The organism is Advenella sp. (genome assembly GCF_052108595.1).
Classification (GTDB): domain Bacteria; phylum Pseudomonadota; class Gammaproteobacteria; order Burkholderiales; family Burkholderiaceae_B; genus Advenella.
The window spans coordinates 1-14,573 of sequence record NZ_JBQEAU010000042.1 but is presented as its reverse complement, the minus strand read 5'-3'; the positions used below and the strand labels follow the sequence as shown (position 1 = coordinate 14,573).

12 protein-coding genes and 1 pseudogene are annotated in these 14,573 nt (G+C 54.0%); 6 read left to right on the top strand and 7 right to left on the bottom strand.

Annotated elements, in window-relative coordinates; genetic code table 11:
• Positions 1 to 29 precede the first annotated feature (29 nt).
• Positions 30 to 746, bottom strand: coding sequence for a FadR/GntR family transcriptional regulator (locus ACTIKR_RS09555; protein WP_442327720.1), 717 nt, complete (start codon positions 744 to 746; stop codon positions 30 to 32).
• A 125-nt stretch (positions 747 to 871) separates the two neighbouring features.
• Between ACTIKR_RS09555 and ACTIKR_RS09550 the strand changes: the two genes are divergently transcribed.
• The gene (locus ACTIKR_RS09550) at positions 872 to 1,741 is read left to right on the top strand and encodes a fumarylacetoacetate hydrolase family protein (RefSeq protein ID WP_442327719.1); all 870 of its coding nucleotides are present in this window, start codon (positions 872 to 874) and stop codon (positions 1,739 to 1,741) included.
• A 140-nt stretch (positions 1,742 to 1,881) separates the two neighbouring features.
• Positions 1,882 to 2,889 carry a tripartite tricarboxylate transporter substrate binding protein gene (locus tag ACTIKR_RS09545; RefSeq protein WP_193089738.1) on the top strand — a complete coding sequence of 336 codons (1,008 nt, stop codon included), beginning with the start codon at positions 1,882 to 1,884 and terminating at the stop codon, positions 2,887 to 2,889.
• 198 nt (positions 2,890 to 3,087) lie between these two features.
• Here ACTIKR_RS09545 and ACTIKR_RS09540 read toward each other — a convergent pair whose 3' ends face one another.
• Positions 3,088 to 3,801, bottom strand: a complete 714-nt coding sequence (locus ACTIKR_RS09540) for a GntR family transcriptional regulator (RefSeq protein WP_193089739.1) — start codon at positions 3,799 to 3,801, stop codon at positions 3,088 to 3,090.
• Between the two features lie 150 nt (positions 3,802 to 3,951).
• Between ACTIKR_RS09540 and ACTIKR_RS09535 the strand changes: the two genes are divergently transcribed.
• The 4 genes from ACTIKR_RS09535 to ACTIKR_RS09520 all read left to right on the top strand — a co-directional run bounded on the left by ACTIKR_RS09535 (position 3,952) and on the right by ACTIKR_RS09520 (position 8,608).
• Positions 3,952 to 4,653: an alpha/beta fold hydrolase gene (locus tag ACTIKR_RS09535; RefSeq protein ID WP_442327718.1), complete on the top strand. Its 702-nt coding sequence runs from the start codon at positions 3,952 to 3,954 to the stop codon at positions 4,651 to 4,653.
• 3 nt (positions 4,654 to 4,656) lie between these two features.
• A complete protein-coding gene (locus ACTIKR_RS09530) occupies positions 4,657 to 5,946 on the top strand; it encodes an iron-containing alcohol dehydrogenase (protein WP_193089741.1) in 1,290 nt (429 codons plus the stop codon).
• A 420-nt stretch (positions 5,947 to 6,366) separates the two neighbouring features.
• Complete coding sequence (locus tag ACTIKR_RS09525; protein WP_193089742.1) at positions 6,367 to 7,740, top strand: MFS transporter; 1,374 nt, start codon at positions 6,367 to 6,369, stop codon at positions 7,738 to 7,740.
• 49 nt (positions 7,741 to 7,789) lie between these two features.
• The gene (locus tag ACTIKR_RS09520) at positions 7,790 to 8,608 is read left to right on the top strand and encodes a fatty acid hydroxylase family protein (RefSeq protein WP_193089743.1); all 819 of its coding nucleotides are present in this window, start codon (positions 7,790 to 7,792) and stop codon (positions 8,606 to 8,608) included.
• Positions 8,609 to 8,726: 118 nt separating this feature from the next.
• Here the strand turns inward: ACTIKR_RS09520 and ACTIKR_RS09515 are convergent.
• From ACTIKR_RS09515 to ACTIKR_RS09495, 5 genes and pseudogenes are all read right to left on the bottom strand, one after another.
• Positions 8,727 to 10,199: pseudogene (locus tag ACTIKR_RS09515) on the bottom strand (N-acyl-D-amino-acid deacylase family protein).
• Between the two features lie 46 nt (positions 10,200 to 10,245).
• Complete coding sequence (locus ACTIKR_RS09510) at positions 10,246 to 11,934, bottom strand: ABC transporter ATP-binding protein (protein WP_193089745.1); 1,689 nt, start codon at positions 11,932 to 11,934, stop codon at positions 10,246 to 10,248.
• Complete coding sequence (locus ACTIKR_RS09505; RefSeq protein WP_442327717.1) at positions 11,931 to 12,839, bottom strand: ABC transporter permease; 909 nt, start codon at positions 12,837 to 12,839, stop codon at positions 11,931 to 11,933. The genes ACTIKR_RS09510 and ACTIKR_RS09505 overlap by 4 nt, the downstream gene beginning before the upstream one ends.
• Before the next feature lie 9 nt (positions 12,840 to 12,848).
• Positions 12,849 to 13,790: an ABC transporter permease gene (locus ACTIKR_RS09500; RefSeq protein ID WP_442327716.1), complete on the bottom strand. Its 942-nt coding sequence runs from the start codon at positions 13,788 to 13,790 to the stop codon at positions 12,849 to 12,851.
• A gap of 7 nt (positions 13,791 to 13,797) precedes the next feature.
• Positions 13,798 to 14,573: ABC transporter substrate-binding protein (locus tag ACTIKR_RS09495; RefSeq protein WP_442327715.1), on the bottom strand; the 776-nt coding region annotated here is incomplete at its 5' end.

Here is a 14,573-nt window from a genome sequence, read left to right as displayed (position 1 = left end):
TAAATACATTTACCTCCATCCTGGCGATATCAATTGTTTATGCCAAACAGATTCATCTCTATCTGTTGCAAATGCTCAAGCAACCGTTTCCTGGCGAGCTCCGCATCCCGATCAGTAAGCGCTGCTACAATTTCCCGATGTTGAACCTCATAGCAGTTGCGATTTTCGGGGGTGAGAGAGTTGCGTTTGAGCCGCCCCCATTCGCCCTGCGCGCGTACCTGGTTTGTCAGATTCAAAACCTGTACAAAAAAAGAATTATGGGTGGCATGCGCTAGCGCCTTATGCAACTGTTCATCCCAATGTTCAAACTCCTCAATTGTCAGGGCCGCCTCTGAGCGCTCAATGCATTCGGCCATGCGCTGAAAATCCACCACAGTGGCATTCTGGACAATCAGGCCGGGCATCAGCGGTTCGATCAACTGACGGGCAACCATGAGTTCTGCAGGACTGGTGCTGATCGCTGACACCTGATCTTGCGGATCAGGATTGGCCAGCAACGCCGCGCGCTCGGTCACGAAGGTGCCGCTGCCTATACTTTGGCTGATCAATTCCTGCTGACGAAAAAGCGCCAGCACACGCCTTACCGCGCCACGGGAAATATTAAAATGCTCACTGAGTTCACGCTCCGGCGGCAGTTTCATGCCTGGTTTCAGTTTGCCGTCGACGATTTGTCCGGCGAGGTAGTCCGCCAGTTTTTTGCCGCCAAGCAGCCGAATCTGGCCACTGATATTAATTCTGTCTGTCATTGAATCCGTCGAATAAGTATTAGCCATGCGTCAGGAACAGGGCAATAAAAAAGACCAATACAAGCCCACTTTGGTATTTTTATTGTGATAGATTAGCATTTTATCTGACCAATTAATTGGAAAAAATGAAATTTGCCACGTTGAAATATCTAGACAATAGCTCTCCATGCCTGGTGGATACGGATAAGAACCAATTTTGGCCCATATCAGATCTCATTGCCGATTTTAACGGAGATATGAACCAATTGGTATCGCAATATACGGTACTGCGAGATCGCCTGACTCCGGCATCACCAGGGCTGGACTTGGCCAAGGCCACCGTCCTTGCCCCAATACCCCGACCCCGCCGCAATCTTTTCTGTGTGGGTCGCAATTATCACGCGCATGCCCGGGAACTTTCCGACACCGTATTCAGGGACAGTAATAAAAAAGCGGATTCATGGCCCATTGTATTTACCAAAGTTCCCGAATGCGTTATCGGACCCGACCAGACGGTCGTGCTGCCGGGAACTATTTCCACCCAGATTGATTATGAAGCCGAACTGGCAATCATTATCGGCAAGGAAGGTAAAAATATTTCCCGCGAAAACGCCCTGGCTCACGTATTTGGCTACACCATTGTGAACGACGTGACGGCACGTGATATACAAATGCGTCACCAGCAATGGGATCTGGGAAAATCGTTCGATACCTTCTGTCCTATGGGACCATGGATTGTCACCGCCGATGAACTGGATGCAACCAATACGCGTGTACGGTGCTGGGTGAACGAGCAATTGCGCCAGGACGCCTTCACCACAGATCTGATATTCGATTTGCCCACGCTCATCGAAACCTGCTCGCGCGGCATCACGCTTTATCCCGGCGATATTATCGCAACTGGCACGCCTGCCGGTGTTGGCATGGGTATGACACCGCCTCAGTATCTGCGCAGCGCAGACGTCGTAAGAATACAGATAGACGGTATCGGTGAACTGAGCAACCCCTTTGGCTGAACATTTCATTGAAGCCAGAAAAAACGGTACAGTCTGAACATATAACAACTGGCCGTTTCAGCAGACAAGAACATGCAGCGCAGAACCCGATAAAAAAGCACTATTCACAATCGCAATTGGTCACGGCAGGAGACACCACCATGGCACCGAAACATAAAAATGCATTGTCACCCAGTAATACGACAACCCGTAAGCTGATACCCCTGTTGCTTGCGCTATCGCTTGCAACCGCATCCCAGGCCCTGGCCCAGTACCCGGAAAGGCCCGTTACCATGATTGTGCCATTTCCGCCTGGTGGCGTTGCCGATACTGTCGCCCGCCCGGTTGCAGATGCCATGTCCAAAGCACTGGGAAAATCTGTTGTCATCGAAAACAAGGCGGGTGCGGGCGGCGCGATCGGCATCGGGGCGGCAGCCCACGCAAAGCCGGATGGCTATACCGTTCTTTTGAGCCTGTCGTCCATTTCAATTCTGCCCGAAGCAGATAAAATTCTTGGCCGAACGCCTGCCTATGGGCTTGATCAGTTCAAGCCGATTGCAAGAATTACTGCAGATCCAACCGTACTTGTGGTCAGGGCTGACGCGCCATGGAAGAGCGCGAAGGATTTTATTGAAGCGGCCAGGGAAAATCCGAAAGGTATCACTTATGGAAGTTCCGGCTTGTATGGAACCATGCACGTTCCAATGGAAATTCTGTCGCAGGCTGCCGGGATCAGTCTTTCACACATTCCCTATACAGGGGCTGGCCCGGCGGTAGCAGGGTTGCTGGGCAACCACGTGCAGGCGCTGGCAACCGGACCGGCCAGCGTCATCCAGCAGATCAAGGCGGGAAAAGTACGGGCGCTGGCACACTGGGGAGACAAGTCAATTGCTTCCATGCCAGATGTACCCAGCCTGAAGTCGCTTGGGCACGACGCCACCTTTATCCAGTGGTCTGGGGTTTTTGTACCCACCGATGCACCAGCCGAGGTCACAGAGACATTGAAAACCAGTTTGGATAAAATCGCTGCCGATCCTGCTTTTGCCAAAACCATCGGCAACACAGGCAGTCCACTGGACTATCTGCCTGCTGACGCCTTTGCCCAATACTGGAAACAGGATGCACAAGGCATTGCAGCAACGGTACAGAAAATGGGAAAAATTGAATAATTGATGGCACTGCACTGGCCTGGCGCGTCACACCGCGATGCTTCATTGGGAAACATGCCAAAGCCAGAAAAACGGGCGCATCGAATCGACACCCTGATTACGTGATCACATCACGCTGTCACGGTGCCCGCCGCACGCGCTCGATTTGTATTTGGCAGGCATTCCCATGCAGGCCGTCGCTGCCCAACGGCACGCCTGCTACATAAAATCGGATACGCTTTCCTTGGTATAAAACTCGATGTAGTCCAGCAGTTTGTCTGATGCCTGAGCCGCTTTATCCGCGTCCTGCTGGCCGATGGCTTGGGCAACATCGGCGTGCAACAGCGCCATGGTTTCCAGGTCATTCGATTTCTTGAAATAAAAATACCAAAATCGACGGGACAACCCATGCATCAGGCGCATGGCCCCTTCTGCAAATTCATTGCGGGCTGCCTTCAATGTCAATTCATTGAGCATTCTGTCCGCTTTCAGGAACTGGTCTACATCGGACAGCCTGGCCGACTCCTTAAATTGCTCGTGCAATTGCACAAAGGCAAGTCGTTCCTGGTCCGTGCAGCGCTTTGCCGACATCCGGCAGACCAGTCGCTCAACTTCCCGGCGCGCCTCGAGCAGTTTCAACTGTTTGCGAATATTGATCTCGGGAATAAACAAGCCGCGCTGAGGCAAAACGATAATCAGATGCTCGCGGGCCAGTCGCTGCACCGCTTCCCGTACCGGTGTGCGACCAATTTCGGTCAACTCGCACAGTTGCTGTTCCGAAACAGAACAGCCCGGCTCCAGTACCAGCATGGTAATGGCCTGCTCAAGCTTTTGATAGGCAATATCGGTCAGTTTGACTTTGGGTTGAAGCGAAACGAGTTCCGCAACAAGGTCTTGATTATTCTGTAGATTCGATGCGTTATTTGAGGCCATGATGTCACGAAAAGGTTGACCGGAAAAAAATCGTTTTTCTTCCGGCTATTGTGAAAAATCACACACGTGAGTATTATACAACTAATATATTTGTTGCTCACATCATTTTAATCGACTTGCTTTTTCTGGTCATTCATCAATAACAACACTATGGATACATTGATTCACGGCGCGGGCCCCATCAAAATCATCGCTATACACGGCATACAGGGGACTAACCGCGTCTGGCTGCCGCTGGCAGCCCAACTGGCTAACCACTGCACATTCATTTTGCCGAACCTGCCGGGACGAGGCGCTCAGAAAGACTGCTCTGAACGGGACATGACCCTGGAGTCGTTTACAAGTGTGATTGAAGACACCGTACACAAGTATATCAATGATGACCAGTCTTATTGCCTTGCCGGCTGGAGCATGGGCGTTAGTGTTGCCCTCGCCTTTGCCGGCCGTGCACAGGCAAAACGACCCGATAAACTGATTTTGCTGTCCGGGGTACCGGATATCAGCCAGGTCTCCTGGTTTACGCAAACGACACAAGCAAGTTTACTTGACGAGATCAGCGAACGCGAACAACGCCTGAAACTGCAGGACGCGGCCGGGCACCATGCAGTCATGTGGACCTGGCAATCCATTGCCAGGCGCTCACTGCGCGAACAGTGCAAGTTGGTGGACGTCCCCTGCCTGATTATGAGCGGCACCCGGGATGAAGATTCACCCTTGCCGCTAGTTGCTCAGTTTCGCGACCTGCTTGCGAACCCAACTTTTCTCACGATAGAAAATGCGGGCCATTCTATTCTGACTGAGAACACCGCCGCCGTCTCAGCCGGATTTACCGACTTTCTCAATCTGGAGTAATGCATGAATTTTGACGACCATCTGTTTTTCTGCGCCCCCTCTCGCCTTATCATCAGGGAAGGGGCCAGACATGAGCTGCCTGCCCTGCTGGCCAAACTGGGCTACCACAACGGCATACTGGTTACCGATCGCTATTTCGCGGAACAGACGCCGTGGGTCAACGAATATGTGCAAGCTGCCAGCAAATGCGGGATCAGCACTTACGTCTACAGCGACGGCGAACCGGACCCATCCACGACACTGTGTGATCAGGCGACGCAGCACATCCTTGCCCAGACACAGGGCCAGACGCCTGATCATGTCATCGCGCTGGGCGGCGGCAGCAATATGGATCTGGCCAAAGCGCTGACACTGACATTACGCAGCAAAAAACCGGTCACGCACTATAAAGATGGCATTGGCAACGACGAACCACTGCCCTTTATCGCCATGCCCACAACGTCGGGCACGGCCTCGGAAGTCACCCCAGGCGCCATTCTGATCGACCCCGACAACGCGACAAAGATTGCCTTGATGGATAATCGCTTACGGCCATTCATTGCTCTTATCGATCCACAGTTCACCTATACCTGTCCGCCTCGCGTGACTGCCGACTCGGGCATCGACGCGCTGATCCACGCCATCGAGTCCTATGTCACCATGGATTCGAACCAGTTTGAGCGCAACAACAATCCGGATCCAGGCTACAGTGGTCGCACCCACTTGAGCAAGATGTTCGCTCGCGAATCCATTACGCTTTGCGCCCGGCACCTGCGACAGGCTTACCTGAACGGCGCCGACTCGCAGGCGCGCATCGGCATGAGTTACGCCAGCGTGTTTGCCGGCCTGTCTTATGGCAGCGCAGGATTGAACGCGGTTCATGGCATCGCGTACAGTATTGCCGGATTGACCCATGAAACGCACGGCCGCACCAACGCAGTCATTCTTCCCTATGTTTTGTATGAGTTGCGCGACAGACGCATGCAGGAACTCAAAGAAATTGCCGCCATATTTGGCGTAACTGGACAGGGAAACAAGCAGGAACAGGACACGGTTTTGCAACTGGTGCAAACACTTCAGACGCTGGTCAGCGAGCTGGGCATTCCCAATAACCTGAAAGATTTTGGCATCAAAGAAGTCGATCTGCCGCGTCTGTACGCAGATGCAATGAGCGTGACCCGTCTGCGCAACGCTTTCCCCGTCCCGGATACGTCTGCGTCATATCTGCGCATTATTGCAAATGCATGGGCTGGCGACTTTACCGACGCACCGGTCCCTGTTCTGCAGCTAGAGCAGGACAGCCAAGTGGCTTAGGCCTCCGAATAACTTGCACACGCACCCGCCTGGGTGCTGCTGCGCGTTGCCCTGCCCTTTCAAAAAATCCACACACAGTGGCGCATCACATATCGGCTGAACAGGGGCAGCCAGCGCTCCTGTTCATACCAATCGGGCCGCTCCGACAGCCGAGCCTGCCTGCGCGGGACCTCCGGCGTCTTGCAAATACGCATGCCCACCTTCATTGCGACTGTGATCGATCCGCTTGATTTTTTCAGATGAACCGGCGCGAACCGGATTATGCATTCAATGCCTGAACCAGCGCCGGCACGCCCTGTGCCCAGGCCCCTGCCGCAATGATCACGCCTATCGCCATATCACATTCATGATATATTTCTATTGCATTTCAGTGGTATATCAGTTAAATTCAATAAAAATATATTGACAAGGAGACAGGCAATGGCATCTATACCTATTACGCCATCGGATATTTCAGGCCGTATGGAACGGCTCCCAATGACAAGCTATCAAACCAAGCTATTCTGTATTATTGCGACCGCTTGGTTCTTTGATTCGATGGACCTGGGCGTCATGACTTTTATACTGGGGTCGATCAAAGCCGAGTTCGGTCTGAGCATTGCCCAGACCGGGATTGTGGCCAGCGCCAGTTTTCTTGGCATGCTGATCGGCGCCGCTGTTGCCGGCATCTTGGCCGACCGGTTTGGCCGCAAACCCGTCTTCCAGGTCAGTATGGTGTTCTGGGGCCTCGGCAGTCTGTTCTGCGGTCTATCGACCGATGTCAACATGCTGATTGCCAGTCGCATCGTTCTGGGTTTCGGCATGGGCATGGAATTTCCGGTCGGTCTGTCGATCGTATCGGAAATTGTCCCCTCCAACCGCCGCGGCAGGTATCTGGCCATCCTGGAAGGTTTCTGGCCTATCGGCTTCATCTGTTCCGGTCTGCTGAGCTATCTATTGCTGGAGCCCATCGGCTGGCGCGGTATTTTCTTTGTGCTGGCAGTCCCTGCTGTGTTCGTTTTCTATATCCGCCGTCACGTTCCTGAATCGCCACGCTGGCTGTCTGACTCCGGGCAAAGCGAAAAAGCCGACAGCGTCATGACCATCATGGAAAATCATGTGCGCAAAACGCTTAACAACAAGGAGTTGCCTCCCGTTGTCTCACTGCCGGCCGCTGCCGCGCAGCCTGCTTCGGGCAACAGCTTCTCTGAGTTGTGGAAGGGCGACTACGGACGCCGCACCCTGATGCTGTGGATCCTGTGGTTCTTTGCACTGATGGGCTATTACGGCCTGACCAGCTGGCTTGGCGCATTGCTGCAGCAGGCCGGTTACGAAGTGACCAAATCCGTGCAATACACCGTCACTATTTCACTGGCAGGCATTCCCGGCTTTATCTTCGCTTCCTGGATTATCGAAAAAATCGGCCGCAAGCCTACGTGTGTTCTGTTGCTGCTGGGCAGTGCCGTTTCGGTATACATCTACGGGCACGTGGCAAGCGTCAAGGGTGAACTTCACTATCTGATGATGTCCGGCATGTTCATGCAGTTCTGTCTTTTTGGCATGTGGTCCATTCTGTACGCCTATACCCCTGAGTTGTATCCGACCCGCATCCGTGCCACCGGCGCCGGCTTTGCTTCAGCCATTGGTCGGCTGGGCTCTTTTGTGGGTCCCTTTGCCGTCGGCATTCTTCTGCCTGTGGCAGGACAGACTGGCGTGTTTACGCTAGGTGCAGTCTCATTTGTCATCGCTGCTGTGGTTGTCATCGTACTGGGCGTGGAGACCCGTGGCCGGGCACTGGAAGACATATCCGGTTAAGGCACCGTTCACTGTTTGCAATTGAGATTTTATTTCAGGAGTAATTATTATGATGACCGAAAGGCAACGAAAATTTCGCGAACAATATCAAAGCGATATCAGTCCCTTGTATAACGGCCTGGTGCACATCGGCGTGATGTATGCGGTTGGTATAGCCGCAGTCATCTATTGCCTATCGCAACTGACAACGGCTACCTGGGAGTATTTATTGATTATTCCCGTTTTCCTGGCGGGCAACTTCGTCGAATGGGCAATGCATACCTACGTAATGCACAAGCGTATCGACGTCTTTGCCCTGCGTGCCATTTACGAAAGACATACCCGGCAACATCATCAGTATTTCACTGACAATGACATTACGATAGATTCGAGCCGCGAATTCAGGATTGTCTTTTTTCCATGGCGGGTCTTGCTCACGCTTGGCGTCGGTGGCCTGTTCCTGGGCTATCTGGCGTCGGTCATTATCAATCCCAATGCCGGTTATGTTGTTTTCCTGACAATGGTACTGCAGTATCTGGTTTATGAGACCTTCCATTACTGCTGCCACGTCCATGACAACTGGTTCGTCAGAAATGTGCCCTTTATCAATACTATCCGGCGCCATCACACAGCCCATCATAATATGGGGCTGATGATGCATTACAACATGAACCTGACTTTCCCAATTGCTGACTGGTTCATGAAATCCAGCGATCTTGATCGCGGACTGCTTGGCCACCTGTTCAATGGCTACAGTGAAAAACATATCAAGGAAGAGCTCAAACCGATCATCAGAAAATATCGAAACGATGATGCCAGCGTCAGCCTGGATGGGCCCAACCTCACGTCGGAAGAGCAAAGCGTGCTGGACCGCGCAATGGCTCGTTGATCCCGGCCTGGCCGCCGATCTGCCTGTACCAGTCCAAGCGGATACGATACAGGCCGCAGCGCGGTGCGCCAGATAGATCTATACACGCCCTGTATCCGGTACCGGATACAGGGCTTTGCTATTGCGTCACCTGAACCGGCAGACCTTCACGACGCAGCACCCTGCCCGGGCGTTGTCCACTCGGTCGACCATCCTCCCACACGACCTTGCCGTTGACCAGGACCGTGCTGATGCCAATGGCAGCAGCCACAGGGTGGGCGAAGGTTGACGCCTCAGCCACCGTTTTCGCATCAAACAGTGTGACATCGGCAAACGCGCCCTGCCGAATGACGCCACGGTCGGTCAGGCCGAACTTGCCTGCAGTCAATCCAGTCATTTTATGCAGCGCCTTCTCCAGGGAAAACAGCCCCAGGCCACGGCTGTAATGGCCGAGCACCCGTGGAAAGCTTCCCCATAGTCGGGGATGGGGTTTTTCATCATGAGGCAGGCCATCGGAGCCGATCATCGTGTCATCAAACTGCAGGATGCGCTGTACGTCGGCGTCATCCATCCGATAGTAAATCGCACCGGCGGGCAACAATTTCTCGATGGCCTCTTCGGTGCTTACATTCAATCTGCTTGCGATCTGCGTCAAATCCTGCCCGGCCATCTCCGTCAGACCTTTTGACCAGGTCACCGTTACCCGTGTCGAATTGGCCACCAGCTTTGCCTACAAGATAGTAGAAGAGGCGTCGTATGGATAGCAATCAAGACAAATAGGCTGCCTGGTCATATGGTCAGCGATATACGCCAGCGTTTCGGCCGAGCGACCGTGATTCTGAACGCCAACCACTTTATGATGCGAAATAACGACGGGCACGCCAACCTGCCGTCCGATCAGGAACGACTCTTCCAGTGATTCGATGACACGATCCCCCTCATCGCGCATATGCGTGCAATAAATGCCGCCATAGCGCGCCAATGGAGCGCAAACGTCAATCACTTCCTGCGTGGGCGCAGCCACCGCGGGCGGATAGACCAGCCCAGTGGACACACCAATGGCGCCGGCCTCCATGGCTTCGACGACCAGCTCCTGCATCGCTGATATTTCGCTTTCGGTTGCCGCTCTGGTAACGTCGCCCATCGTTGCAACGCGCAAGGTCGAATGACCGACCAACATGGCGCAATTGGTGGCGGCCGGGTGGGCGCTCAGTTCGCTGACGTATTGCGCGAAACTGCGAAACCGGAACCAGCCGCCTTGCTCATCCAGCAGATTCAGCGGCGGCGTTACCGGATCAGGAATTTTCCGAGGCATTGGCGCCAGAGAAATGCCGCAATTGCCGCCAATCACGGTTGTGATTCCCTGGCTTACCTTGGGCGCCATATCCCCATCTGACAGCATCAGTCTGTCATCGTGAGTATGGGCATCGATGAACCCCGGGCAAACGATCAGGCCGCTGGCATCAATCACTTTATCTGCCGTCGCCTGCGACAAATCGCCAATGTGCGCGATGCGCTCGCCCAGGATGGCAACGTCGGCGGTAAAACGCGCGCTGCCAGTGCCGTCGACCACATCGCCATTTACAATCAAAACATCATAATGTGTGTTCATTTCTGACCTCTAAAATTTTTGGATGTCTTGGGAGAATGGACATCGCTCACGCCGGCAATTGTGCCTGATCCCCTGCTTCGGACACGGCACGAAAATTCTGGAAATCCCAGTGCCTGCCGGGTGCGGCATCGATCAGCGATCGGGTATAGGGTTGCGTTGGCGTCGTCAAGACGGTATGGGCCTTGCCCGATTCGACAATTTTTCCCTGTTGCATGACGATGATGGAATCGCAAATCTGCGCAGCAACCCGCAAGTCATGTGTAATAAACAGCACGCCGACGCCCGTGCGTTCGCGCACTTCATCCAGCAATGCAAGTACCTGCGCCTGAACCGAGACATCGAGCGCAGACACCGCCTCGTCGGCGACCAGGATATCGGGCTCCAGCGCCAGCGCCCTGGCAATGCAGATACGCTGTCGTTGTCCGCCAGAAAATTGATGAGGATATCGCTGCAATGCATCTTTGGTCAGGCCCACAAGCTGCATCAACTCGGCCGCCCTGTCCATCGCGGTATTTTTTGACATGCCGAAATTGAGCAGTCCCTCGATGATCGAGTCGCCCACCGTAATACGCGGGTTCAGGGAGCGATAGGGATCCTGAAAGACAATCTGGATACGCTGGCGCATGGGCCGCAACTGGCTGCCCGAGAGCTGCGCAATATCCCGGCCCTTGATATGGATCTGGCCCGAACTCGGTTGCAGCAGCCTGACGATACAGCGTGCAACGGTTGATTTGCCGGAGCCGGACTCGCCCACAATCCCGACAATTTCTCCACGATTCAGGGTCAGGTTGATATTGTTGGCAGCAGTGATATGGCGTCCGGTTCCCCATAGCTTTTTTTCAGAATAGGTTTTAACCAGGCCCGACACATCCAGCACCTTTTCTCCGTTGTTCTGTTCACGCTGCTTGGGCATCAGGCTGGGTACCGAAGATACCAGCATGCGACTGTACGCATTCGCGGGGTTTCTCAGGATAGCGTCACGCGTGCCTGTTTCCATGATCTCGCCCTTGTTCATCACCACAATCCGATCGGCAATTTCTGCAACCACGCCAAAATCGTGCGTGATAAACAGCACGGCCATATTGTTTTTTATCTGAAGTTCACGGATCAGCAGCAAAATCTGTTTCTGGGTAGTGACATCCAGCGCCGTGGTCGGTTCATCGGCAATCAGCAGCCTGGGCTGCAGAATCAGCGCCATTGAAATGACGACCCGCTGCCGCTGCCCGCCAGACAACTGGTGCGGATAAGCGTCGTAGATACGTTCAGGATCGGGCATATGAACCGATTCAAGCATAAGCAGTACCGCCTGGCGACGTTGTTTTGCAGACATATTGCTATGGATCCGTAGTACCTCGTCAATTTGTCGCCCCACCTTCTGCACTGGATTGAGCGCAGTCATTGGCTCCTGGAAAATCATCGACATTCTGGTGGCCCGCAGCTCGCGCAGACGCTTCGCACTGGCTTTCAGTACGTCTTCTCCATCGAGCAGGATGCTACCGTTGCACGCTTGCAGGCTGTCCTGGCCCAGCAGGCCCATCACGGTATAGGAGGATACCGATTTGCCTGATCCCGACTCGCCCACCACACAGAGCGTTTCACCCGCAAATACATCAAAGCTGACGTTATTGACCACACGTTTTTCCGTGCTTGCGCTTGCAACACGCACCGAAAGATCGCGCACCCGCAGCACCGGTTCCGCTGCATTTTCCGTGTTTTTGATAGTGTCTTGATTCATGATTTTTTTGCCATTCTTGGATCCAGCACATCACGCAATACATCGCCCAGGATATTGACGCAGAGCAATGTCAGTGCGAGCAGGATACCGGGATATAGGATCAATCCCGGCAGCAAGCGAAAATACATGCGCCCCTCGGACATCATATTGCCCCACGATGGAATCTCCGGCGGCAGCCCTGCGCCCAGGAAACTTAAGGTCGCCTCGGTAAGAATGGCGGCAGCAAAAATATAGGTGCCCTGCACGATCAGCGGCGCCACGGTATTGGGAATCATATGGCGCCACAGAATGGTGCGCACCCGTGTACCCAGAGAAACGGCTGCCTCTACATAGGGCTCGGCACGCACCGACAGAATCACGCCACGCACCAGTCGCACCACACGCGGAATTTCGGGAATCGTAATGGCGACGAGGACCGTGGCCAGACTACCACCGGTGAGCGACACCAGGGCGATGGCCAGCAGGATGCCGGGAATGGCCATGATGCCGTCCATCACCCGCATGATGATGCCATCGGCAAATTTGAAATAACCGGCAATCACCCCGATGAACAAACCGGCGATCAGACTCATCACAGTGGCGCCGATACCGACGATCAGGGAAACCCGGGCACCGTAAAGTGCGCGTGAATAGGTATCGCGTCCGAAAGCATCGGTTCCCAGCCAGTGCGCGGACGACACTTTGGCCAGTCTTTCAGCCGGATTGATGGCCACCGGGTCTATGGTGCCAAGTAAGGGCGCGCATACGGCCACAAAAATGATAAGCACGAACATTACAAATGCAATCAGGACCGGAATACTGCCAAGCGCCGCGCGCAGCTGGCCGGGCAAAGTCGAATAATGTTCCGCAACTGGCTGCCCTGGGGCCGAAACCGGCAGCGTTTCTGAAGAGAGTGGGACAGTCATGGTAGTCCTTCAATAACGGATTCTTGGATCGAAAACCGTATACAGCAGATCGACAATCAGATTGATCAGGATATACACGATGGAAAAAAGCAGTATCAGTCCCTGGATAACCGGATAGTCACGCGCGAGCACCGCTTCTACAACCAGCCGCCCCAGGCCCGGCAGATTGAAGACCGATTCGGTAACCACAACGCCGCTGATCAGGGAGGCAATACCTATACCGATGACCGTAACAATGGGTACGGCAGCGTTGCGCAAGGCGTGCCGCATCAGGACCGATTTTTCTTTCAGGCCCTTGGCGCGCGCGGTGCGGATATAGTCTTCGCCCATGACTTCGATAATACTGCTGCGTGTGATTCGGGCGATCAGTGCCACGTAAATAGCGCTCAGCGCCAGGGTGGGCAGAATCAATCGCTGCGCAAAAGGCAGCAGCCCTGCCGACAGCGGTTTGTAACCCTGTACCGGCAGCCAGTCCAGCTGTATGGCGAAAAAATAGATCAGTAAATAGCCAACCACAAAGGTGGGAATCGAAAACCCCAGCACAGACAGGCTCATGATCAGGCGATCCAGCAGTTTGCCTTGCCGCCAAGCGGCAATGACGCCCAACGGAATGGCAATGATTACCGTCAGCACGATGGTTGACACAGCCAGCGCCAGCGTTGGCCCCATACGCCCGGCAATCATCTGCAGCACCGGTGTGCCAGACAACAGCGAGACGCCAAGGTCTCCCTGAAGCAGGCGAGTGACCCAGACAATAAATTGCGTATAAATTGGTTGATCCAGCCCCATGGCCTGGCGGATTTGCTCAAGCTGAGCCGCAGTTGCATCATCTCCGGCAATAATGGCAGCAGGATCTCCCGGTGTCAGACGAAGAATGGCGAAGATGACGACAGCAACCATCATGATGACCGGTAGTGTTGCCAGAAGCCGACGGGCGATATAAGTAATCATGGCTGACTCACTTATCCGATTTTTTCAGGTTCCAGAACACGGTTACCGGCGACTGCAAGACACCGGACAGCTTGGTACTGTACGCGGCAGGGATGAGAAATTGTCCCAGTGGCGCAACCACGCCTTCGTCGATCACCAGCTTTTGCAGCTGGGCGGTAATTTTCTTGCGCTCGGCATCATCTTTGGCTCGTGCAAATTCAAGTCGCAACGATTCGATTTGCGGCACATCCGGCCAGCCGGCCCAGGCTTTTTTTCCGTTTGAAGCAATCGTCGTATTACCAAACGGATCACCGCTGGTCGCCAGAATGCTGTATGTGGAAAAAATATTCCATCCGCCTTCGGCGGGCGATTTCTGATTGCTTTGCTGAGTGGCGACCGTCTGCCAATCCATGGTCTTCATATCAACCTTGAAACCGGCCTTGCGCAAGGCATCGCCGATCACGACCGGTTGCGCAGACAGCATGGCAATATCAGTCGGCTGCAAAATCACAACCGGCGTACCATCATAATTGGCCTGCTTGAGCAGCGCCTGCGCTTTCTCTATGTTAGCCGGCACAACCATCTCTTTGCCATAGTCATTTTCATATGGATTGCCACATCCGAAAACAGCCGCGCACGGTTTGTAGTATTGCGGGTTGCCAACCAGCGCCTTAAGGACATTTTCCTGCCCGACCGCGTACATCGCGGCCTGGCGGATCAGCCGGTTATTGAATGGCGCATGCAAGTGATTGAACCGGAAGTACGTCCAGGCGCCCAGCTTGTCCAGCACCTCGACCTTGATAT

Coding starts and splice junctions, on each gene's coding strand:
- ACTIKR_RS09500 (WP_442327716.1), bottom strand. CDS start 13,790: ATGATTACTTATATCGCCCGTCGGCTTCTGGCAACACTACCGGTCATC.
- ACTIKR_RS09555 (WP_442327720.1), bottom strand. CDS start 746: ATGACAGACAGAATTAATATCAGTGGCCAGATTCGGCTGCTTGGCGGC.
- ACTIKR_RS09545 (WP_193089738.1), top strand. CDS start 1,882: ATGGCACCGAAACATAAAAATGCATTGTCACCCAGTAATACGACAACC.
- ACTIKR_RS09520 (WP_193089743.1), top strand. CDS start 7,790: ATGATGACCGAAAGGCAACGAAAATTTCGCGAACAATATCAAAGCGAT.
- ACTIKR_RS09510 (WP_193089745.1), bottom strand. CDS start 11,934: ATGAATCAAGACACTATCAAAAACACGGAAAATGCAGCGGAACCGGTG.
- ACTIKR_RS09535 (WP_442327718.1), top strand. CDS start 3,952: ATGGATACATTGATTCACGGCGCGGGCCCCATCAAAATCATCGCTATA.
- ACTIKR_RS09525 (WP_193089742.1), top strand. CDS start 6,367: ATGGCATCTATACCTATTACGCCATCGGATATTTCAGGCCGTATGGAA.
- ACTIKR_RS09530 (WP_193089741.1), top strand. CDS start 4,657: ATGAATTTTGACGACCATCTGTTTTTCTGCGCCCCCTCTCGCCTTATC.
- ACTIKR_RS09550 (WP_442327719.1), top strand. CDS start 872: ATGAAATTTGCCACGTTGAAATATCTAGACAATAGCTCTCCATGCCTG.
- ACTIKR_RS09505 (WP_442327717.1), bottom strand. CDS start 12,839: ATGACTGTCCCACTCTCTTCAGAAACGCTGCCGGTTTCGGCCCCAGGG.
- ACTIKR_RS09540 (WP_193089739.1), bottom strand. CDS start 3,801: ATGGCCTCAAATAACGCATCGAATCTACAGAATAATCAAGACCTTGTT.